This window comes from Stenotrophomonas sp. STK16_22 (genome assembly GCF_051984505.1).
GTDB classification, from domain to species: Bacteria; Pseudomonadota; Gammaproteobacteria; order Xanthomonadales; family Xanthomonadaceae; genus Stenotrophomonas; species Stenotrophomonas maltophilia_A.
In genome coordinates, this window is sequence record NZ_CP196972.1 from 2,720,691 (window position 1) to 2,742,309 (window position 21,619).

The 21,619-nt window shown below is 68.4% G+C and carries 21 protein-coding genes; 17 read left to right on the forward strand and 4 right to left on the reverse strand.

Annotated features, from left to right (window positions below; all coding sequences use genetic code 11):
• The first annotated feature begins 192 nt into the window (after window positions 1-192).
• A complete protein-coding gene (locus ACSYAO_RS12500) occupies window positions 193-912 on the forward strand; it encodes an AraC family transcriptional regulator (protein WP_049461584.1) in 720 nt (239 codons plus the stop codon).
• 9 nt (window positions 913-921) lie between these two features.
• Here the strand turns inward: ACSYAO_RS12500 and ACSYAO_RS12505 are convergent, their stop codons facing one another.
• Window positions 922-1,812: a sterol desaturase family protein gene (locus ACSYAO_RS12505; protein WP_049461585.1), complete on the reverse strand. Its 891-nt coding sequence runs from the start codon at window positions 1,810-1,812 to the stop codon at window positions 922-924.
• 131 nt (window positions 1,813-1,943) lie between these two features.
• On the opposite strand from ACSYAO_RS12505, the gene ACSYAO_RS12510 reads away from it, so the two are divergent.
• The 7 genes from ACSYAO_RS12510 to ACSYAO_RS12540 all read left to right on the forward strand — a co-directional run bounded on the left by ACSYAO_RS12510 (window position 1,944) and on the right by ACSYAO_RS12540 (window position 10,715).
• The gene (locus tag ACSYAO_RS12510; protein WP_180862776.1) at window positions 1,944-2,894 is read left to right on the forward strand and encodes a LysR family transcriptional regulator; all 951 of its coding nucleotides are present in this window, start codon (window positions 1,944-1,946) and stop codon (window positions 2,892-2,894) included.
• Between the two features lie 92 nt (window positions 2,895-2,986).
• The gene (locus tag ACSYAO_RS12515) at window positions 2,987-3,637 is read left to right on the forward strand and encodes a DsbA family oxidoreductase (RefSeq protein WP_049461586.1); all 651 of its coding nucleotides are present in this window, start codon (window positions 2,987-2,989) and stop codon (window positions 3,635-3,637) included.
• Between the two features lie 35 nt (window positions 3,638-3,672).
• Window positions 3,673-4,680, forward strand: coding sequence for a cyclase family protein (locus ACSYAO_RS12520; protein WP_121503546.1), 1,008 nt, complete (start codon window positions 3,673-3,675; stop codon window positions 4,678-4,680).
• 296 nt (window positions 4,681-4,976) lie between these two features.
• Entirely contained in the window at window positions 4,977-5,591 is a 615-nt protein-coding gene (imuA, locus tag ACSYAO_RS12525; RefSeq protein ID WP_012511391.1) for a translesion DNA synthesis-associated protein ImuA, read from the forward strand.
• A gap of 9 nt (window positions 5,592-5,600) precedes the next feature.
• Window positions 5,601-7,010: a Y-family DNA polymerase gene (locus ACSYAO_RS12530; RefSeq protein ID WP_049422826.1), complete on the forward strand. Its 1,410-nt coding sequence runs from the start codon at window positions 5,601-5,603 to the stop codon at window positions 7,008-7,010.
• A 6-nt stretch (window positions 7,011-7,016) separates the two neighbouring features.
• The gene (locus ACSYAO_RS12535; protein WP_149908555.1) at window positions 7,017-10,127 is read left to right on the forward strand and encodes an error-prone DNA polymerase; all 3,111 of its coding nucleotides are present in this window, start codon (window positions 7,017-7,019) and stop codon (window positions 10,125-10,127) included.
• Window positions 10,128-10,208: 81 nt separating this feature from the next.
• Window positions 10,209-10,715, forward strand: coding sequence for a hypothetical protein (locus tag ACSYAO_RS12540; protein WP_012511394.1), 507 nt, complete (start codon window positions 10,209-10,211; stop codon window positions 10,713-10,715).
• 134 nt (window positions 10,716-10,849) lie between these two features.
• On the opposite strand, the gene ptsJ is transcribed toward ACSYAO_RS12540, so the two are convergent.
• Window positions 10,850-12,136 carry a MocR-like B6 salvage transcription factor PtsJ gene (ptsJ, locus tag ACSYAO_RS12545; RefSeq protein WP_149908556.1) on the reverse strand — a complete coding sequence of 429 codons (1,287 nt, stop codon included), beginning with the start codon at window positions 12,134-12,136 and terminating at the stop codon, window positions 10,850-10,852.
• Between the two features lie 76 nt (window positions 12,137-12,212).
• Here ptsJ and ACSYAO_RS12550 point away from each other — a divergent pair, with 76 nt between their 5' ends.
• The 9 genes from ACSYAO_RS12550 (at window position 12,213) to ACSYAO_RS12590 (ending at window position 20,099) form a co-directional block, all read left to right on the forward strand.
• Window positions 12,213-12,986, forward strand: coding sequence for a YggS family pyridoxal phosphate-dependent enzyme (locus ACSYAO_RS12550; protein ID WP_149908557.1), 774 nt, complete (start codon window positions 12,213-12,215; stop codon window positions 12,984-12,986).
• Window positions 12,983-13,684, forward strand: coding sequence for a glutamine amidotransferase (locus ACSYAO_RS12555; protein WP_049398431.1), 702 nt, complete (start codon window positions 12,983-12,985; stop codon window positions 13,682-13,684). The genes ACSYAO_RS12550 and ACSYAO_RS12555 overlap by 4 nt, the downstream gene beginning before the upstream one ends.
• The gene (locus ACSYAO_RS12560; RefSeq protein WP_149908558.1) at window positions 13,681-13,905 is read left to right on the forward strand and encodes a hypothetical protein; all 225 of its coding nucleotides are present in this window, start codon (window positions 13,681-13,683) and stop codon (window positions 13,903-13,905) included. Before ACSYAO_RS12555 ends, ACSYAO_RS12560 begins: the two co-directional genes overlap by 4 nt.
• A gap of 98 nt (window positions 13,906-14,003) precedes the next feature.
• On the forward strand, window positions 14,004-14,510 hold the full coding sequence (locus ACSYAO_RS12565) for a hypothetical protein (protein ID WP_149908559.1): 507 nt from the start codon (window positions 14,004-14,006) through the stop codon (window positions 14,508-14,510).
• 127 nt (window positions 14,511-14,637) lie between these two features.
• The gene (locus ACSYAO_RS12570; RefSeq protein ID WP_149908560.1) at window positions 14,638-15,147 is read left to right on the forward strand and encodes an RNA polymerase sigma factor; all 510 of its coding nucleotides are present in this window, start codon (window positions 14,638-14,640) and stop codon (window positions 15,145-15,147) included.
• On the forward strand, window positions 15,144-16,070 hold the full coding sequence (locus ACSYAO_RS12575) for a FecR family protein (protein ID WP_032129372.1): 927 nt from the start codon (window positions 15,144-15,146) through the stop codon (window positions 16,068-16,070). Before ACSYAO_RS12570 ends, ACSYAO_RS12575 begins: the two co-directional genes overlap by 4 nt.
• Before the next feature lie 64 nt (window positions 16,071-16,134).
• Window positions 16,135-18,606, forward strand: a complete 2,472-nt coding sequence (locus tag ACSYAO_RS12580; protein ID WP_149908561.1) for a TonB-dependent receptor — start codon at window positions 16,135-16,137, stop codon at window positions 18,604-18,606.
• A complete protein-coding gene (locus ACSYAO_RS12585; protein WP_149908562.1) occupies window positions 18,593-19,393 on the forward strand; it encodes a ChaN family lipoprotein in 801 nt (266 codons plus the stop codon). The genes ACSYAO_RS12580 and ACSYAO_RS12585 overlap by 14 nt, the downstream gene beginning before the upstream one ends.
• Entirely contained in the window at window positions 19,386-20,099 is a 714-nt protein-coding gene (locus tag ACSYAO_RS12590; protein WP_149908563.1) for an energy transducer TonB family protein, read from the forward strand. The genes ACSYAO_RS12585 and ACSYAO_RS12590 overlap by 8 nt, the downstream gene beginning before the upstream one ends.
• On the opposite strand, the gene ACSYAO_RS12595 is transcribed toward ACSYAO_RS12590, so the two are convergent.
• Both ACSYAO_RS12595 and ACSYAO_RS12600 read right to left on the reverse strand, forming a co-directional pair.
• Window positions 20,096-20,530 (reverse strand): RidA family protein, encoded by a 435-nt coding sequence (locus tag ACSYAO_RS12595; RefSeq protein ID WP_134951330.1) that lies wholly within the window; start codon window positions 20,528-20,530, stop codon window positions 20,096-20,098. The two genes, ACSYAO_RS12590 and ACSYAO_RS12595, sit on opposite strands and share 4 nt — an antisense overlap.
• A gap of 180 nt (window positions 20,531-20,710) precedes the next feature.
• Window positions 20,711-21,613, reverse strand: coding sequence for a cation diffusion facilitator family transporter (locus ACSYAO_RS12600; RefSeq protein WP_049398424.1), 903 nt, complete (start codon window positions 21,611-21,613; stop codon window positions 20,711-20,713).
• Between the last annotated feature and the right edge of the window lie 6 nt (window positions 21,614-21,619).

Consider the following 21,619-nt stretch of genomic DNA (forward strand, 5'->3'; position numbering starts at 1 on the left):
CCGGTTGCGGGGGCCGCTGCAAGTACGTCCATGTAAGCTCGGTCGCCGCATCCATGCGGCTCACGCCCCCGCAACCGGACCCACCCCGCCTTCGACAATTCCCTGCACGGCCTGCTGTAGAGCCGAGCCCATGCTCGGCTGCTCTTCATTCAACTGTCGGAATATTCAATTTCGATGGAGATTCATCCACGCATGGCGTGGATCTACAATTCCTCCATGTCCTCTCCCGCCCTGCCCTGGAATGGCACGCTGCTGCTGGAGGCTCACGTGGCCGTGCTGCAGGGCCACGCCGGTGGCAGCGATACGCACGCGCACTACGCCCATCAACTGTTGCTGAGCGACGGCGCGCTCTGGCAGGTCGAGGTTGATGGGGTGCGGCAGCAGGGCCAACGGCTGTGGCTGCCGTCATTCCAGCCGCACGCAATCCTGTCGGCGCCGGAAGCGGGCTGTACGGTGTTCCTCGAACCAGCGCATGCCGATCCCGAACAGATCCAGCAGCACCTGCACGCGCTGCCGGGCAACGCGCTGCCGGGCAACGCGCTGGCGCTGCACGACTGGCTGCCACGGCTGAGCCGCCCGCAACCGCTGGACCGCCGCGTGCAAGCCGCGCTGTCCCGTATCGCCCAGCACCTGCCCGGGCCGGTGCCAGCCGCCGATATCGCCGAGGCGGCACATCTGTCGACCAGCCAGCTGCATCGACGCTTCCAGTCCGATCTGGCGGTGACCCTGCGCGGCTGGGTGCTGTGGCAACGGCTGCGCAGCGCACTGATGCATCATCTGCGCGGGCACAGCCTGACCGACAGCGCGCACGCGGCCGGATTCGCTGACCTGGCCCATCTGTCGCGCAGCCTGCGCCGCATGTTCGGCATCAGTGCCGCGCAGCTGCAGGGCCTGCAGCTGCACGCGGCCTGACACGCCCCATCATCCGCGCCTGCGCAGACCTTCCGGCAGCTCCGGCACCTCGCCATGCGGCAGTTCGCGGAACGGCGCCAGCAGCTGTCCGGGATAATCGCGCGGATAGTCCGGCTGGCTGCCGATGCCGAGGTCGCGTTGCTGCAGCCGATAGCCGGGCGCATCGAAGGCGGTCCCCAGCAGGTGATCCCAGACAGTCAGGAACAGGCCGAAGTTGACGTCGCCGGCGGTGCCGTAACGCATGTGGTGGAAGCGGTGCAGCGGCGCCCAGGCCATCACCCGGCCCAGCACGCCGGGGCGCATGTCCACGTTGGAATGCTGCAGCAGCAGCTGGATGGCAATGGCGAACGCCAGCACCGCGGCCACCGGCATCGGCAGGCCCAACAGCAGCAGCGGCAGCACGCCGCCGACTGCTTCGGCCGCCTGGTGCAACGGGTGCTTCATCAGGCCATTGAAGCCGTACATGCGGGTGACGCTGTGATGTACCGCGTGCAGCCGCCACAGCCAGCCGATGCGATGGCTGGCGTAGTGCACCAGGGTGATACCGAGATCCGCGCAGATGATGGCCACCAGCACCTGCAGCGCGAATGGCCACTGCAGCGGCCAGGCCTGCCACGGAATGATGGCTGCCAGCAGCGGCACCGCCGCGATCGACAGCAGATTCAGGCTCTCGTTGACCAGCGCATGCAGGGTGTCACGCAGGCTGTCGCCGTGGTCATGGTTGAACGCAGGGTCATAGGGCCACACGCGTTCGGCGGCGAACGAAATCGCGATGGCGACCGCCAGCAAGGCCAGCAGCCATAGCGGATCACCGTGCAGGTGGCCGACCCAGACGACGGCAGCAGCGACGAAGCCCAGCAGGAACAACGGGGCATACAGGCGGAGCATCCAGTGCTTCATGGGCAATCCGGAAAGTAAGGGGCCTGCATGCTGGCGCCGCGTATGGGCCGCCGGCTTGAACAAACGGCGCAACCCGGCGCGCTCCCCGGTGGATGACCATCATGGACGCACCACGTTTCCCACATCCATGCATGGCGTGGATCTACAATGGCGCCCTCATCGCGCCCGGGACCGGCATGGATTCCTTCAACCTGATGCGTGCCTTCCGCCGCATCGTCGAACGCGGCGGGCTGGCCCGCGCCGCCGAAGACCTGGGCATGTCGCCGGCCGGCCTGAGCAAGCAGCTGCGCACGCTGGAAGCGCACCTGGGCGTGGTGCTGCTGCAGCGGACCACGCGGCGCATGAGCCTGACCGAGACCGGCCACGCCTATTACCGCGAATGCTGCCGGCTGCTCGACGAGCTGGATGCATTGGAACGCGGCATCGCCGAACAGCGCGGCGACGTGGCCGGGCGCCTGCGCGTCAATGCACCGCAATCATTCGCGCTGAGCACGCTGTCGCCGCTGCTGCCACGCTTCCTGCAGCAGCATCCGCAACTGTCGCTGGACCTTGTGATGGAAGACCGCCTGCTTGATGCGGTGGGCGAAGGTTTCGATGTGTCGCTGCGGTTGCGTGCCGAGCTGGACGACTCGCGACTGGTAGCGCGCCGCCTGGCCTCGTTGCAGCAGGTGCTGTGCGCGGCTCCGTCCTACCTTCAGCAGCATCCGGCACCGCAGGCAGTGGACGATCTGCAGGCGCACAGCGTGCTGGCCTACAGCCTGTCCGACTCGCCCGGCAGCTGGCCGCTGCTCGGCCCCGACGGCCAGGTGACGATCACCCTGCCGGCGCGCGTCACCGTCAACAACAGCCTGCTGCTGCGCGACCTGCTGGTGGCCGGCATGGGCATCGGCGCCCTGCCCTCGTTCCTGGCGGCACCGGCGCTGGCCCGTGGCGAGCTGCAGCAGGTGCTGCCCGACCATCGCTATCCGCCACGTTTCGTGCATGCGGTCTATCCCACCTCGCGCCACCTGCAGCCCAAGGTGCGTGCCTTCATCGATTTCCTGCACGCCGAGCTGCCCGGCTGCGCCGGCCTGGATTCGTAACCGCCAGCGAAAACTGAGCTGCCCGCGACGTGCTGTTTCAGCCATGCCGCGCTGCCTAATCTGCCGCCTCCCCTCTCACCGATGGCAGGCAGATGTCTTCCGTTCCTTCCCCCGCCACCGCCGCGCCGGTGGTCGATTTCTTCCACGACGTGGTCTGCGGCTGGTGCTTCGTGCTGGCCCCGCGCCTGCAGCAGGTCTCCGCCGAACTCGGCATCCAGGTGCGTCACCGCAGCTTCGTGCTGCAGGACTCGCGCGCGCAGATGGTCGAGGTGTTCGGCTCGATGGAGCGCGCCAAGGCGATCATCCTGCGCCACTGGACCGACTGCGCCGCGCATGAAGACACCGCGCGCATCGATATCGAAGGCATGCGCGCACAGGACTTCGAGTATCCGTCCGGCTGGCTCGGCGCACTGGCCTGCCAGGCCGCCGGCATGCTCGGTGGCAACGACGCCCATGGCGCGATGTTCGATGCCGTGCAGTGGGCGCACCTGCACCAGCACCGCAACATCGGCGACGCCGAAGTACTGCTGGATATCGCCGAAGCACTGGGCCACCCGCGTGGCGCCTTCGCTGACCACATGCGCAGCGACGCAGCAGCCCGGCGCGTGCAGGCCGACCGTGCCGAAGCCGCGGCCCTCGGCATCCGCTCCATTCCCACCGTGATCGGCGGCAACGGCCTGCGCCTGCAGACCCTGCCGCTGCCGCAACTGCGCCAGGCCCTGGCGCACCTGGTCGCGGCCTGAGCCGCACCGTCCCCCACCCTGCAAGGAGATTCCCCATGACCTCACGTACCCTGGCCACCGCGCTGGCCCTGCTGCTGGCCGGCACCGCCGCTTCCACCACCGTATCCGCGCACGAACGCGTTCCCTCCGGCCAGCAGGTCGGCACCAGCCCCTGGGGGCCGAAGGACGAGATCGGCCGCCTCAACCTGATCACCGACGCCTCGCGCGCAGCGATCCTGTCGCGGGTCAGTGGCGGCAAGGCCTATGACCTGGCCACCGAATACTACGTCGGCATGCCCAGCTGGCAGGATGCCGGCGACCCGCACTACCAGTTCTGGATGACCCACACCCCGCGCGGCACGGTGATGGATGATCCGATGGGCGTGGGCGAGACCATGAACCTCACCCGCAGCTACACCGGCACCGCATTCTCGATGTACAGCCACACCGGCACCCACATCGATGCGCTGAACCACTTCGGCATCCACGGAAAGATCTGGAACGGCTTCGAGGCCGACAAGCACCTCGGTGACCGTGGCTGGAACGTCACCGGCATCGAGAAATTCCCGCCGCTGATCGCGCGTGGCGTGCTGATCGACGTGGCCGGCGCCAAGGGCGTGGACATGCTGCCGGACAGCTACCGCGTCACCCGCCAGGACCTGAAGGATGCGCTGGCACGCCAGCAGGTGAAACTGCAGCAGGGCGACGTGGTGCTGATCCGCACCGGCCGCATGCGCCTGTTCGAACAGCCCAAGGCCTACATGGCCAACCCGCCGGGCATGGGCCTGGACGCGGCGCGCTTCCTGGTGGAGGACAGCGGCGCGATGATCGTCGGCGCCGACAACCTCAGCTTCGAGACCTTCCCCTCGGAGGTGTCCGACGACTACGTGCCGCTGCACACCTACCTGCTGGCCCAGCAGGGCGCGCCGATCATCGAGCTGGTGGCGCTGGACGAACTGGCCCGCGACAAGGTCTATGAGTTCGCCTTCATCGGCGGCCCGCTGAAGATCCGCGGCGGCGATGCCGCGCCGCTGCGCCCGGTGGCGCTGCCGGTGCGCCCGTAACCGGGAGTGCCCGTGCCTGTAGGTGCCGACCCTGGTCGGCACCGTTTTCCCATCCACGCATGGCGTGGATCTACTGGAGAGAACCCTGGTAGATCCACGCCATGCGTGGATGCTTTAGCCCTTCAGCAACCTGAAACCCGACCTTCCGATTTCATTAGTAATTCTACTCACAAGGCGAGTAGCATGTCCGGTCTCAGCCCCTGATACCGGCTCGTCGATACTCGCGCCATGCCCGCCGTTTCCGCCCGTTCCTGCCGCTTCCAGCCCGCTCGGCGCCTCCCTTGGAGGACCGGCTGATGGGTGCTGTCGTCGCCCTCGACCGGCTGCTGGACGGGCGCCAGCTGTGGCGCGGCCCAGCCCGCCAGGGGCCGGCCAGCGACCACCTGGCCAGTGGCCATCCGGCGCTGGACGCACGCCTGCCCGGCGGTGGCTGGCCGGCCAGCGGGCTGTGCGAGGTGCTGCAGGCCGCGCCCGGCGTCGGCGAGCTGGCCCTGGTCTGGCCGGCGCTGGCGAAGCTGAGCCAGCGCGACCGCCCGATCGTGCTGGTCGCCCCGCCCTACCGCCCGCATGCCCCGGCCTGGGCGGCGGCCGGGCTGGACCTGGCCCAGCTGCAGATCATCCACGCCGCACCGAAACAGGCGCTGTGGGCCGCCGAACAGTGCCTGCGCTCTGCGGCCTGCGCGGCGGTGCTGTGTTGGCCACACCAGGCCGACGACCGCTCACTGCGCCGCCTGCAGGTGGCTGCCGACAGCGGCCAGTGCCTGGGCTTCGTGTTCCGCGAGGCGCAGGCGGCGCGTAATCCCTCCCCGGCCAGCCTGCGCCTGCAGCTCGACCACGGCCAGGTACGGGTGCTGAAGTGCCGTGGCGGCCTGCCACCGGCGCAGCCGTTGCCACTGGCCATCGCCCACTGAGGCCGCGTCATGCATTGGGCCTGCCTGTTGTTGCCGCAGCTGGCGCTGGACAGCGTGCTGCGCCTGCAGCCGGACCCGCAGCGGCCACTGGTGCTGCTGCAGGGGCCGGCGCAGCGTCGCGTGCTGCGAGCGGTCAGCCCGTCGGCACGCGCAGCGGGACTGCGCCCGGGCATGCTGCTGTCGGCCGCACAGGTGCTGGTGCAGGACATGCACCTGCACGACTACGACCCGAACGCCGAACAGCACACCCGGCAGCTGCTGGCCAGTTGGGCCTACGCCTACAGCTCGCAGGTCAGCCTCGATTTTCCGCACGCGCTGGTCATGGAGATCGGCGCCAGTCGCGCCCTGTTCGGTGACTGGCTGACGATCGAAAAGCGCCTGCGCGGCGAACTGCATGAACTCGGTTTCCGCCACCGCCTGGTGGCCGCGCCCACCGCGCATGCCGCGCGCGTGCTGGCCAACGTCCACGACGGCCTCGGCATCGATGCGCAGCAGCTGCCAGCGGCACTGGCGCAGCTGCCGTTGCCGCGCTGCGGCCTGCCCAGCGAAGCGGTGACCGTGCTCGGTCGTTCCGGTCTGCGCACGCTGGGTGCGGTGCTCGAACTGCCGCGCGACAGCCTGGCCCGGCGCTTCTCACCCGAGGTGCTGCAGCAACTGGATGCGCTGCGCGGCCTGCCCACCGCGCCACTGCGCTACTACCAGCCACCGGACCGTTTCGATGCACGCATCGAATTCGAATACGAGATCGAATCCAGCCAGGCCCTGCTGTTCCCGCTGCGTCGCCTGCTGCTGGACCTGGCCGCATTCCTGTGTTCGCGCGATGGCGGCGTGCAGCGCTTCGACCTGCATTTCGAGCATGACCTGCTGCCGGCCAGCGTGCTGACCATCGGCCTGCTGGCACCCGAGCGCGATCCCGCGCTGCTGTTCGAGATCGCGCGCAACCGCATGGAAGCGTTCGCCCTGCCCGCTGGCAGCCGCGCACTGCGCCTGCAGGCCGAACAGCTGCCACCGTTCGTGCCCGCCGCGCGTGACCTGTTCGATACCCGGCCGGCACAGGCGATGCCCTGGAACCAGCTGCGCGAGCGCCTGCGGGCGCGGCTGGGCGATGACGCCGTGCAGCCGCTGGCGGTGCAGGCCGACCATCGCCCCGAACGCGCCAGTGGCACCCAGCCCGCGGTCAAGCCTCCGTCGTACTGGCCGCTGCGTCCGGGCTGGCTGCTGGACACGCCGCAACCGCTGCGTGATCCCCGCCTGCGCATCGTCACCGGGCCGGAGCGGATCGAATCGGGCTGGTGGGACCAGGCCGATGCGCGGCGCGATTACTACGTGGTGGAAACCGCGCATGGCCAGCGCGGCTGGGCTTTCCGTGAGCGCAATGATCCGCATGCGCCGTGGATGCTGCACGGCTGGTTCGGCTGAGCCGCCATGCACAGCGAACTGCCCGGCTACGCCGAACTGCACTGCCTGTCGGCCTTCAGTTTCCAGCGTGGCGCCTCGATCGCCGAGGAACTGTTCGCGCGCGCCGCCGGCCAGGGCTACCGCGCGTTGGCGATCACCGACGAATGCTCGCTGGCCGGCATCGTGCGCGCCTGGCAGGCCGCCAAGACGCATGGCGTGGCGCTGATCGTCGGTGCCGAATTCCAGGTCGAGGACGGCCCGAAACTGGCCCTGCTGTGCACCGACCAGGCCGCCTACGCCGGCTTGTGCCAGTTGATCACCACCTGCCGGCGGCGCGCGGCCAAGGGCGAATACCGCTGCCTGCGCGAGGACCTGCTCGGCCTGCCGGAGGGCCTGCTGTGCCTGTGGCTGGACCGGCAACCGGCCGCCACCGATCTGGAACTGCTGCGCGCCGGCTTCGATGATCGCCTGTGGCTGGCGGTGGAGCTGCACCATGAGCATGACGACGCGCGTCGCCTGCAGCAGCTGCAGGCCTTCGGCGAACGCCACCACCTGCCGCTGGTGGCCAGTGGTGATGTGCACATGCACGTGCGCCGCCGCCGCGCCCTGCAGGACACACTGACCGCCATCCGCCACCGCTGCAGCGTGGCCGAGGCCGGCTGGCGCCTGTTTCCCAACGGCGAGCGCCACCTGCGCCCGCGTACCGCGCTGGCCCAACTGTATCCGCCCGAACTGCTGGCCGAGACCCTGCGCATCGCCGAGCGCTGCCACTTCACCCTGGAGCAGCTGCAGTACACCTATCCGCGCGAACTGGTACCCGAGGGCCACGACCCGGACAGCTGGCTGCGCGTGCTGGTCGAGCGCGGCATCCCGTGGCGCTGGAAAGGCGGCATCGAACCGGCACAACGCAAACAGATCGAGCACGAACTGGCATTGATCCGGGAAAAGAACTACGCCTCGTACTTCCTCACCGTGCAGGACATCGTGCGCTTCGCGCGCAGCCAGGACATCCTCTGCCAGGGTCGTGGCTCGGCGGCCAACTCCGCGGTGTGCTTCGTACTGGGCGTGACCGAGATCGACCCGGCACGCAGCAACCTGCTGTTCGAGCGCTTCATCTCCGCCGAGCGCGACGAACCACCGGATATCGACATCGACTTCGAGCACGAGCGCCGCGAGGAAGTGCTGCAGTATGTATTCAAGCGCTATGGCCGCGAGCGCGCCGCCCTGACTGCGGTGGCGATCAGCTACCGTGGCCGCAGCGCGATCCGCGACGTGGCCCGTGCACTCGGCCTGCCGATGGACCAGGTCAACGAACTGGGCGCGGCGATGGACCACTGGGGCGGCCATGTGCCGCTGCCGGAGACCCTGCGCGAGCGCGGCTTCGATCCGGAAACCCCGCTGATGCGGCGACTGCTGGCACTGACCACCGAACTGATCGACTTCCCGCGCCACCTGTCGCAGCACCCGGGCGGCTTCGTGATTTCCGAGCATCCGCTGTCAACCCTGGTGCCGGTGGAGAACGCGGCGATGGCCGACCGCACCGTCATCCAGTGGGACAAGGACGATCTGGATGCCACTGGCCTGATGAAGGTCGACTGCCTGGCGCTGGGCATGCTCACCGCCATCCGCAAATGCCTGGCGATGCTGCAGCAGCATGGCCTGCACGAAGGACGCATGGATGCGATTCCTCCCAAGGATACGAAGACCTACGACATGATCTGCGCCGCCGACACCATCGGCGTATTCCAGATCGAGTCGCGCGCGCAGATGGCGATGCTGCCGCGCCTGCAGCCGCGCACCTTCTACGACCTGGTGATCGAAGTGGCGATCGTGCGCCCTGGCCCGATCCAGGGTGACATGGTGCACCCCTACCTGGAACGGCGAAGGATCCTGCGCGAGCAGGGTCCTGACGCGTTGAACGATCCAGACAATCCACTCTATCCAGCGCGGCTGGAACGCGTGTTCGCGCGCACCCTCGGCGTGCCACTGTTCCAGGAACAGGTGATGCAGTTGGCGGTGGAAGCGGCCGGCTACACGCCGGGCCAGGCCGATGCCCTGCGCCGCTCGATGGCGGCGTGGAAGCGCCGTGGCGGCCTGGAACCGCATCGCGAGAAGCTGCTGGCCGGCATGCTCAAGAACGGCTTCAGCCGCGAGTACGGCGAGCACCTGTTCGAACAGATCAAGGGCTTCGGTGACTACGGTTTTCCGGAAAGTCACGCCGCCAGTTTCGCCCTGCTGACCTATAACAGTTGCTGGCTGAAGTGCCATCACCCGGCCGCGTTCACCGCCAGCCTGATCAACAGCCAGCCATTGGGTTTCTACAGCCCCGACCAGCTGCTGCAGGATGCGCGCCGGCATGGCATCCGCGTGCTGCCGGTGGACGTGCGCCACAGCGACTGGGACTGCACGCTGGATTTCAGCAAGGGGCCGGCCGCGATCCGGCTCGGCCTGCGCCTGGTCGATGGCTGCAACGAGCCCGCCGTGCAGGCCATCATGCGTGAACGTGCGCGGCGCCCGTTCGACGATGTGGGTGACCTGTGCCAGCGTACCGCTCTGGACCGCCGCCAGCAGGGCCTGCTGGCCGATGCCGGGGCGCTGCGTGGGCTCAGCGGCCATCGCCATCGTGCGCGCTGGGATATCTCCGGTGTGGAAAACCGGTTGCCGCTGTTCGACCAGACCCGCGCCACCACCGAAGCCCGCGTGCCGCTGCCGCTGCCCAGTGCCTGGGAAGACATGCAGGCCGATTACCGCAGCACCGGCACCACGCTGGGCCGCCATCCGATCTCGTTCCTGCGCGCGCAACTGCGTAGCCGTGGCTGCCTGGATGCCGCACAACTGGCTGCCCACGGCCATGGCCGGCGCGTGCGCATCGCCGGCCTGGTGCGCATGCGCCAGCGCCCGCAGACCGCCAGCGGCGTCACCTTCCTCACGCTCGAGGACGAGACCGGCATGGTCAACGCCGTGGTCTGGCGGCACCTGGCTGATCGCCAGCACCGGGTGCTGGTCGATACCCAGCTGATGCAGATCGATGGCCGCCTGGAACGCGTCGATGGCGTGCAGCACGTCATCGTGCAGCGCATGCACTGCCTGGATGAACTGCTGCAGGGACTGCGCAGCCACAGTCGCGATTTCCACTGACGATACACAACGTCACACAACGAACTGGCCATTGCCGGTCCGCATCCGCTATCGTCGGCACATCCAAGGAAGGACGACCCGATGTCCCGTGCGCTGCTGCTGACCACCCTGGTGGTCTCGACCCTCGCCCTGCTTGTTTCCGGCTGGACCGCCTGGAACCTGCATCGCAGCCAATCGCCACAGCGCATCATCGAGGCACGCGGGCTGATCATCCACGATGCAAGCGGCCAACCGCGGGTAATCCTCGGCGCACCGGTTCCCGATCCGCTCAGCCAGGGCCGCACCCAGGGGCCGCGCGCCACCGCCCTGTCCGGCCTGATCCTGCTCGGCCCCGACGGCTCCGAACGCGGCGGCTACGGCACCAGCGACCGCGGCGGCGAAGCCCTGCTGACCCTGGACGATGCCACCGGCACCACCGAAGTGTTCAAGGTCGTCGCCAATCCGGACCGTGGCGCCAGCCTCATGGTCAAGCACCAGAACAACACCGGCGCCATGCTCACCTCCTGGCAGGGCAAGCCGGAGCTGATGTTCGTCGATGACAGCGGCCAGTCCTACTACGTGCGCCCGGGCGCCAACGCCGCGCCTTGATCTGCTTCTGTAGCGTCGAACCATGCTCGACTACCGGTCATGTAGAGTCGAGCCATGCTCGACTGCTTCTACCAACAGCAGCCGAGCATGGCTCGGCTCTACAAAGGCGAAGCAAAGCCGAGCATGGCCCGACGCTACAAACCACACACCGCCGCCAGGTCATCGGCCAGCTGCCGCAGCTGCGCCGGTCCCAGCGCCGAACACGTAATGCGCAGACCATGGCCCGGTGCCGCCACCGCGAACACTTCGCCGGCGCGCACATGCCATCCACTCGAAGCCAGCGCCAGCACCTGTGGGTGACTGTCGGCCGGTAACGGCAGCCACAGGTTCAATCCTTCCATCGGCTGCGGCGTCGGTATGCCACGCGCGCGCAGCAGCTCCTGTAGCGACTGCAGGCGCTGCTGGTAACGCTCACCCGCCGAGGCGATCTTCGCCCGCTGCGTTGCCGACGCCAGCACCGAAGTCGCTGCATCCTGCAGCAGGTGGCTGACCCAGCCGGTGCCGGACGCCAATCGCAGCCGCAACCGCGATGCGGTCTCCTCATCGCAGGCCAGCCAGGCCAGCCGCAGGTCCGGACCCAGTGGTTTGGACAACGAACGCAGCAGCGCCCAGCGCCGGCCATCCAGCGGCAGCACTGAGTGATAGGCCTGCTGCGAGAGCAGCGCGTAGTGATCGTCGATCAGCACCGCCACCTGCGGGTAGGCCGCCAGCAACTGCCGCAACGCCCGTGCCCGCTTCGCATCCAGGCTGGCCCCGGTCGGGTTGTGTGCCCGCGGGGTCAGCAGCACCGCGCGGGCGCCGGCCTCCAGCGCCTGCCGCAGCGAATCGACCTGCATGCCATGTGCATCCACCGCCACCGGCAACGGCGCGTGACCCACAGCATTGAGCACATTGAGGCTGCCGAGGAAGCATGGATCCTCCACCGCGATGCGGTCTCCTGGCAGCAACCACGCCGCCAGCAGGCGCTCGATGCCATCAACAGCGCCATGGGTCAGCTCCAGCGCATAGCCCTCCGGGCAGTCCGCATCCAGCGAGGCCCTTGCCAGAACCTGCAACCTCGGGTCGACCGTGCCTACGCCGTACAAGCGCGGCGCTGCCGGCGCCAGGCGCAGGTTCGGCAGCAGGCGCGGATCCGGATTGCCACCGGCCAGGTCCTGCAGCGCCAGCCCGGGCGTACTGCCCTCGCGCGCCAGCGTCGGCGGCAATCCGCGCACCACCGTGCCACGGCGGCCCGCCGTGCTGGCCAGGCCCGCCGCATCCAGGCGCTTGTAGGCAGCGGCCACGGTGTTGCGGTTCACGCCCAGTTGCTCGGCCAGTTCACGCACCGGCGGCAGCACGCTGCCGGCCGGCAGGCGGCCCTTGCCGATGCCGTCGCGGATGCTGTCGAAGATCGACTCGGCGCTATGTCCGGTGATTTTCATTTTGTCCTATGCCAAAATATCTCTTGTCCTGTGCCAGTGTATCCCACCCTGGCCATCCTGCATTGGAGGTGCCCGCATGCCCCTTGCCGCTGCCGACTGGCCCGTCGCCCAGTCCGTTGAACAGATCGCCGCCAACCTGGTCACGGTGCGCCAACGCATCGCCGATGCCTGCGCGCGCGCCGGCCGGGACCCGGCCAGCGTGCGCCTGCTGCCGGTCAGCAAGACCGTCGATGACGCCCGCATCCGCATGGCGGTGGCCGCCGGTTGCCACGAACTGGGCGAGAACAAGGTGCAGGAGGCGCAGCGCAAAGCCGAAACGATGGCCGACCTGGGCGTGCACTGGTCGGTGATCGGCCATCTGCAGACCAACAAGGCGCGCTACGTAGCGCGCTTTGCCAGCGAGTTCCAGGCGCTGGACAGCCTGCGCGTGGCCGAGGCCCTGCAGCAGCGCCTGCAACTGGAAGACCGCACGCTGGATGTGTTCGTGCAGGTCAACACCTCGGCCGAGCCGAGCAAGTACGGACTGGAACCCGACGCCGTCGAGGCCTTCGTCCAGCAGCTGCCGGCCTTCGATCGCCTGCGTGTGCGCGGCCTGATGACCCTGGCCATCTTCACCCCCGACGTCGAGCGCGTGCGCGCCTGCTTCGTGCGCCTGCGCGAACTGCGCGACCAGCTGCAACGCAATGCCCCGCCCGGCCTTGACCTGTCGCAGCTGTCGATGGGCATGTCCGGTGATTTCGAAGTGGCCATCGAGGAAGGTGCCACCGTGGTCCGCGTCGGCCAGGCCATTTTCGGCGCCCGCGCCACCCCGGACAGCTTCTACTGGCCGAACAGCGGAGCCCCGGCATGAAGCACGCGGTTGTCCTGCAACACGTTGCCTTTGAAGACCTCGGCACCCTGCAGCCTCTGCTGTTGGCACAAGGCTGGCAGTTGCAGGTGCTGCAGGCCGGCGTCGATGCGCTCGATCCCGCCGAAGTGACCGACCTGCTGGTGGTGCTGGGCGGCCCGATCAGTGCCAATGACACAGCGACCTATCCCTTCGTCACCAACAGCATCGCCCTGCTGCAGCGCCGGCTGCAGCAGCAGCGGCCAACCCTGGGCATCTGCCTGGGTGCACAACTGATGGCCCGTGCACTCGGTGCCAGTGTCGCTCCCAGTGGAGGCAAGGAGATCGGCTTTGCGCCACTGCTGCTGACCGATGAAGGCCAGCGCTCGCCGCTGCAGGCCCTGCAGGGCATTCCCGTGCTGCATTGGCATGGTGAGGCCTTCGAACTTCCGGCCGGCGCACGCCGCCTGGCCAGCACGCCGGCCTGCCGTCACCAGGCCTTCGCCATCGGCCATCACGCGCTGGCCCTGCAATGCCATCCGGAACTGGACGCGCGCCAGTTCGAGCGTTGGCTGATTGGTCACACGCTGGAGCTGGCCCAGGCCGGCATCGATCCGAATGATCTGCGCGCGCAGGCGCGTCGCTATGGCGCACCACTGGCCGCGGCCGCCACCGCGATGTTCGACCATTGGCTGCAGGACCTGCCGGAGACACCGCGATGAACTATCGATTGCAGATCCACCGCGATGGCGCCTGTTGGGGCCACTTCGACTGCAGCGGCCCTGATGCCCTGCAGCGCATGGACGCCATCGCCGCACAACTGCCTGCGGATCAGGGCTTCCAGCTGAAACGGCAGAAGGGTGTTGGCGAAGAGCGCATCCTGTCCAGCAATGCCGACGGCCTGCGCGTACTGGCTTCGCAGATCCAGTACCGCGACCTCTGATGATCGTCACGGTAGTGCCGGACGCTGGCCGGTACTCGAATCTGCCGGCAAGCGGCCGGCACTACCCCGGCTGTTCGGCCGCGTGCGAAGCTTCACCGATGCTGACCCTGCAACGCGGCAACCACCACGGACTGCTCATCGCCCCGCGCTGGCCCTCCACCCGCATCCAACTGGAAGAAGAGGTACTGCAACGCCTGCTCGACGCGCAGGCAATGCTGCCTGTGGGGCTGCGGCTACTGCTCACCCGTGGCTTCGAACCCAGCCACAGCCGTCTCGGTGGCTTCCGCCGCCTGGTGCGTGGGCTCGGCATCACCCTCTTCCGTGCCTGTTATCCGCAGCGCCAGGATGAAGTCGACGCCATCTTCGGCGCCAACGGCCACGACATCGATGGCCGTCATGTCGATGTCTCGCTGGTACTGCACGGCAAGCGGCTGCGGCTGCTGCCCCTGGGCGTGTTCACCCCGCCGCGCTGGCAGCACCGCCGCGTCGCCCGGTATGCCGAGCCAGTCGCACGAGCGAAGCGCAGCCTGCAGCACTGCGGCTTCGAGCTGCATCCCAACCCCACCGAAGCGCTGCAGATCCACTGCGATTACCTCCCACGATGACCCCCGCGGCTGGCTGTGCATCGTTCGCCGCCCGCCTCGTTGATGCAAATGATTCTCTTTTGCTGTAAGGTGCAGCCGCTGCCCTTGCCGCCGCGGGCTGTTCCCTTTCCCAGTTGTCGCCCGCCCCGTGTCCACGCCTGTCGAACCGACGGATGTCGCGCAGCTGTGCGCGGCCCATTACCGGCCGCTGCACGCCCATGTCCGCCGCAAACTCCCGCAACGCAGCGACGCCGATGACGTCGTCCAGGAAGCCTGGCTGCGTGTCGTCAAGGTCGCCGCCAGTGGCCTGCTGAGCAACGGCCGCGCGTACCTGTACCGTGTTGCCCACAACCTGATTGCCGACCATTACCGGCAACGCCAGCGCCGTCGCGAAGAAGCGCTGGATGACACGCAGTTGCATGCCATCGCCGATCCTGCGCCGCTGCCCGAGCAGCGACTGCTCGACGCCGAACAGCTGCGCCACCTCGACGCGATCATCGCCGCGCTGCCACCGCGCTCGCGCCAGGTGTTCCTGCTGGCGCGGGTTGAACAGTTGGCGCTGGCCGAGATCGGGCGCCAGCTCGGCATCAGCCGGCAGACCGCGCACAGCCATCTGCTGCGCGCACTGGTCGCCCTGCAGCAGGTGCCCGGCGCATGAGCCTGGACGCGATCGCGCGCGAAGCTGCACGCTGGTGGCTGGACGGGCACGACGGTGGCCGCGACGAGAACGCGTTCGAGCAGTGGTACCAGGCCGACCCTCGCCATGCTGCGCAGTACCAGCATCTGCAACACCTGTGGCAGGCCGGTGCGACGCTGCCCAGCCTGCAGCGGCAACAGCAGCGCAGGCAACGCCGTCGCCTGCGCGAAGCTGGCATTGCGGTTCTGTTGCTGTGCGCGCTGGGTCTCTACAGCCGCCATGTGTCGCCGCCCGTAGCGCAGGTCCTGCGAACGGCCGCTGGCGAGATCCGCGAGGAGACCCTTCGGGATGGCTCGCATGTCCTGCTGTCACCCGGCAGCGAAGTGAAGGTGCGCATCGATGGGCAGCGCCGCCAGCTCCAGCTGCAGCGCGGCCAAGCCTGGTTCCAGGTCGCCGCCGATGCCGACCGGCCCTTCCAGGTGCATACCCCACAGGGCACCGTCACTGCACTGGGGACCGCATTCGATCTTGCCGTGCAGGGCAACAGCAGCGTGGTCACCGTTACCGAGCATCGCGTGCGCGTGGACAGCGGCAACGTCAGCATGCTGGCTGACCACGGCGAACAGCTGCGCTTCGATGGGCAGGCAACAGCCCATGCAACAACGACCGCCCCCGGAGCATTGGCCTGGCGCGAGCGGCGCCTGCATTGGGTCTCGGCCCCACTGGCCGACGTCACGCAGGGCCTGGACCGCTGGCATGGCGGGCACACGTGGGTCGTCGGCGAGCAGCTGCGCCAGCAGCCGGTCACCCTGCTTGGCAGTGCCGACGGTGCGGCCGGCAATCGCGACCAGTTGGCCACTCAGTTGCAGGTGCGCGTGCTGCGCCTCGGCGCGGGCATACAGGTGTGGCTGCCGCCACGCAGGGAACAGCGTGATGGACCCTGACATCCGGCCTGCGGCTGCGTCTACCCAGGATGACGACGCTCTGCGTCAGCCCCTGGAGCCCCCGATGCTGTGCCCCCGCCCCCTTGTCCTCGCCCTGTCGCTGGCCTGTACCAGTGCCCTTCCGCTGCTGCCCGGCAGTGCCCACGCACAGACCGCCACCCGTACCTACAATCTGCCCGCACAACCGCTGGCGGCCGCACTGGACGCCTACAGCCGGCTGACCGGCGTCGATCTGGTGATCGGCGCAGCGCTGCCCGCGGGCCATTCGGCGCCTGCGCTGCGCGGTGACTTCGACGATGCGCAGGCCCTATCGCGCCTGTTGGCAGGCAGCGGCCTGCGCCCGCGCTTCGTCGATGCGCGTCGTGCCGCCCTGGAGCCGGCACCGGCTGAACGCGCCGATGGCAGCCGTCGCACTGGCCCGCTGCGGGTGCAGGGTACTACCGCACACGGTCAGGCACCGGGTGCCGGCGCCAGTCAATATGTACCGGCCACCCGCGATGGCTTTGCGCCCCCGGTGGGCAGCGAGCGCGTGGCGATGGCCGAACGCCAGGAAGGCAACAGCCTGCTGCGCTCGATGCCCGGCACCCACAGCTTCCATTCGCGCAGCCAGCCGGGCCTGCAGGTCAACATCCGCGGCATGACCGGTGCCGGCCGGGTCAACACCATGATTGACGGTGTCACCCAGACCTTCCGCAACAATGCCGGGCACGGCTCGGGCGGCCCGTTCGCCTATGTCGATCCCTTCCTGCTGGCCGGTGTGGACGTGCAGCGCGGTGCGGTCGCCGGTGGTGATGGCGCCGGCACGCTGGCCGGCAGTGCCAACTTCCGCACGCTGGACATCGACGATCTGCTCGGCGAGGGGCGCGACTGGGGCCTGCGTGCGGGCTACCGCCACGGCAACAACGGCTACGGCAGTGGCCGTACCTTCGCCGGTGCCTGGCGCCACAGCGAAGAGGGTGGCGACCGCCAGTTCGGCCTGCTGGCCGCCGCCAGCAGCAGCCGCAGCAGCGAATACGCGACCGCACGCGGGCAGAAGAACAACGCCGACCCGGGCAGCCAGCAGCCCAGCAGCTGGCTGTTGAAGGCGCGCCTGCAGCCCAGCGACCAGCATCGGCTGGACCTGAGCCACATGCGTTACGAAAACGACTTCTACCACAACTATCCGTGGCAGATTTCCGCGCGCAACCAGCGCGCCAGTTACCACTACACACCCTATTCGCCGTGGATCGACCTGCGTGCGACCTTCGCCAGCAACAAGACCCGGCTGTTCTACCCGCCGGTGGAGGACTCCAGCTACATCGGCCGCCGCACCCACAGCAGCCTTAGCAGCTGGACCGTGGACAACACCAGCCGCTTCGACATCGGTGCACTGCAGGCGCGCTGGAACACCGGCATCAAGCACCAATCGGACATCTATGTGGCCGATACGCCCATCCTGCGCGGTGCCAACCCGCAGGGTCGCAGCCAGCTGGACAGTGTGTTCAGCACGCTGGAGCTGCAGTACGACATCTATGCCCTGACCGCAGGACTGCGCCAGGACCGCTTCGGCATCCGTGGTCACATCCCGGTGTGCTCGGATGTGCCCGGCCAGTGCGCGGAGATCAATGGCGGCGACATCGACGTGCGTCGCACAGAGCGCGCACTCAGCCCGAGCCTGGCGGTTTCACTGCAGGCCACCGACTGGCTGCAGCTGTTCGCCGAGGTCTCGCGCACGTCGCGGCCGCCGCGCGTGCAGGAAATGTTCTTCGAGAAGATCCCGCTGGAGGACGCCAGCGTCGCCGACGGCATCGGCGCCAATCCGTTCCTGCGCCGCGAGCGCTCGCGCAACCTGCAGTTCGGCGCCGACCTCAGCACCGACTCGCTGCTGGTCGACGGTGACCTGGCACAACTGCGGGTCACCCGCTTCGACAACCGCATCCGCGACTACATCAAGCCGCAGTACCTGCTGATCGTGCATCCGCCGGAAGTGGAACCGTTCGTGGTGCCGATCGACAGCGATCCGCAGCTCAATGCCTGGACCGATGTGCTGGACGCCGACGACTTCAGCGCCACCACGCGCTGGATGAACCACCCCGGCGTGGTGCGCATGCGCGGCATCGAACTGGAAGCCCATTACGCCAGCGAGCACTACCACGCCACGCTGAGCTGGACCCGCTCGCGCACCAGCGCGCCGGCCATCGAGTTCGTCAACCTGGAAGACATCACCGCCCTGCCCGACCGCTACTGGACGCTGGACGTGGGCGGCCGCTGGTGGCAGCAGCGCGTGCAGGCCGGCCTGCGCGCCGAGTACTCCGGTCCGACCGAGGAAGGCTACGACTTCTTCCAGACCCGCAAGACCGGCGGCACCGGCGTGCTGCTGGACTTCTACGCCAGCTTCAAGCCGCAGGCCAACACCACGCTGTGGCTGAACATCGAAAACCTGCAGAACAAGGCCTATGACAACAATGCCTCGATCGACAGCATCTTCAGTCCGATCCTGGACCGCGGCAACGGCCGTGGCCGCACCGTCTCGATGGGCGTCAATGTGGCGTTCTAGCCGCCACTGGCTGCCGCTGTGCCTGCTCGCGCTCGCGTCGATGGCCAGCGCGCAGCCGATGCCCGGCACGGTGCTGGACCTCGCCAGCGGCCAGACCCTGGACGAAGCTGCGTTCGTGAAGCGCGCAGCGAACGCTCCGCGACTGCTGCTGGGCGAACGCCACGACCTGGCCGGTGACCACGCTGCCCAGCGCTGGCTGCTGCACGCGCTGCAGCAGCAGCGTCCACAAGGCGCGCTGGTGCTGGAGATGATTGCCAGCGAACGCCAGCCGCGCCTGCAGCGGGTGCAGCGCTGGCTGGCCAAGGGCAACCATGCCGACGGTGCACGCCTGCAGGAGCTGCTGGGCTGGGATACACGATGGCCGTGGACCGCCTACGGCGGGCTGGTGCAGGACGCCACCGTTGCCGGCATCCCCTTGTTCGGCGGCAATCTCGCGCGCGTCGAGGTCAACGCCCACCTGGCGTCCGCTGATGCAGTGCGGTTCCCGGTGCCCGCCGCCCACCAACGCCTGTCGGATGTGGTTCTGGCCCAGCACGCAGACGCGGCACCGATGCTGGAAGGGATGCTGGCCGTGCAACAGGCCCGCGACACGCGCATGGCACAGGTGCTGACCGCAGCACCCGCACCCGCGATGCTGGTAGCCGGTCGCTGGCATGTGCTGCGCGGCACCGGGGTGCCGGGCTACCTGCCACCGGATACGCCTGCGCTGGTGATCGCATTGGCTTCGCCGGGTGAAACCGTCGGTGCTGCTGATGCCGATCTGCTGTGGGTGCTGGACGATGAGTGAGCGCAGCCAACACTGGCAGGCGATCGTGATCACCGTCGTCCTGCACCTGCTGCCCCTGCTGCTGTTGGTGCACTGGGTTGCAATGCCGCCGATGCTGCCACCGCCGGAGCAGGACATGCGCATCAGCCTGCGCCTGCTGGCACCGGCCACGCCGCCACAGCCCGTAGAGGAGCGCCAGGCCGATACCCCCAGCCAGGCGCAGCAGGCGCGTGCATCGCAACCGACAAAGTCGCCGCCACCACCGAAGCCCACCGCCGCGCGCGAGGGCGAGTTGGCCGCCAGCGAAACGGGCGGGACGGGTCGAAAGCCGCTGCCGGTCGCCCCGCCTGCGGCCGCGACCGATGCCAGTCCCGCACCGGCATCGATCACGGCCGCGCCGCCCGCTCCAGACGCGCCACCGGCGGACTTCCAGGCCGGCGCCGCCAGCGACCAGTGGGAAGCCCGCCTGATGGCGCGGCTGGAGCGTTACCGCTATTACCCTGCCGCCGCGCGCTCGCGCCGGCAGCAGGGCACTGCCTGGGTCAGGGCCAGCATCGACCGCGAAGGTCGCCTGCTGGCGCTGCGGCTGGAGCAGTCCAGTGGCCAGCCGATGCTCGATGACGCTGCGCTGCAGACCTTCCGTCGCGCGCAGCCGCTGCCGCCCATTCCCGATGAACTGAAGGCACCACAGGAACTGGTGGTGCCGGTGGAGTACTACCTGCGCTAGGCTGCGTAGGCCTCCGCCTCGATCTCGAACAGCATGCCGTCCAACGCCAGTCGCGGCACCGGGATCAGCGTGCAGGTGGGCGCCGCGCGGTTCGGCCAGCGCCGTCGCACCTGGTGGGCAATGATGCCCAGCCGGTCCTCATCGTGGTCGACCACCAGGATGCGCAGCCGCGCCACATCGGCCAGACTTGCCTGCGCCGATCGCAGCGCGGTCTGCAGGTTGTCCAGCGCCTGCCCGACCTGTTCTTCGAAGCTGGGCGAGAGGCGGCCCTGGGCATCCTCGCCGCCCTGCCCTGCGACATGGATCACCCGCGCCGGCAGGCGCACCACCGCCACGTGTGAGTAGCCGTTGGCCGAAGGATCGTAGAGGCCCGGTGGATTGAACAGTTCCAGCAGGCCATGGCTGAGGTCCGGTGTGGTCAGCAGGTTCATGCCGCGCGCCTCGTGGGGGATGCCGGCAGTCTGTGACCTCAACTCCGGTTGAGGTCAAATGGGTCCTGTGCAACAGAGTAGTCCGCCATGCGCAACGATCGCGCGTTTCCGTGGACTCGAGCCTGCTCGACTTCCACCGACCAGAAGCAGTCGAGCAAGCTCGACTCTACAGAAGCGTGGTCACGTCCACGCTGGGTCTGCGGTGAAATCAATGGTCAACCAGAACGTGCTGCCCCGTGCATCCAGCCGCACTGCAATCTCGTCACGCATCGCATCGACCTCGCCCACTGAACCCAGCGGCGTGGCCGGGTCGGCCAGCACGTGGATCTCGATGAAGCGCATCCGCCCCATCTTCGCCACATGGCTGGTGAAACCGGCATAGCCACGCTCGGCGACGAACGCCTGCATCACCCGCTGCACGCGCCGGTCCAGATCATCCGGTGCCACCTGCAGCACTTCGCGCATGGCCTTCCAGGCACCCCGCGCCGGCACCGGCAACACCGCCAGGCTGATCAACGCCAGCACGATCGAATCCAGGTACGGCACCCAGTGGTGCCACTCACCACCGTGCAGGACCAGCGCCAACACGAAGGCCAGCACCACCGCCAGGCTCATCAACCCGCCCAGCAGCCAGCCGCGCACATCCAGCCACAACAGCGCGGAGCGCAGATGCCGCGCCCGCTGCGCGACGAACGCCGCCATCGCCAGGTTGCTGGCACTCAGCAATGCCGCCCACCACAGCGCGGGCCCGAATTTCACTTCGTGCCCGCCCGTGGTCAAACCGATCACGGCGTTGGCCAACGCGTACACGCAGGCCAGCGACAGGATCACCCCGCCCAGCGCCTCGACCATCGGCTCCAGATGCCAGTAGCCGTACTGGAAGCGCGGGCTCTGTTCCCGCGCCACCAGCCGCAGCACCGACAACGACACCAGGGTCAGGGCGACGTCGACCAGGCTGTACACGCCGTCGAACAGGATGGCCTGCGATCCCACCAGCAGGCCACCGATGAAGCCGACCGCGCTGACCGCCAGGGTGACCCCGATCGAGAACTTCAGGATGCGTTGCTCGCGCGCAGTATCCATCGTTCG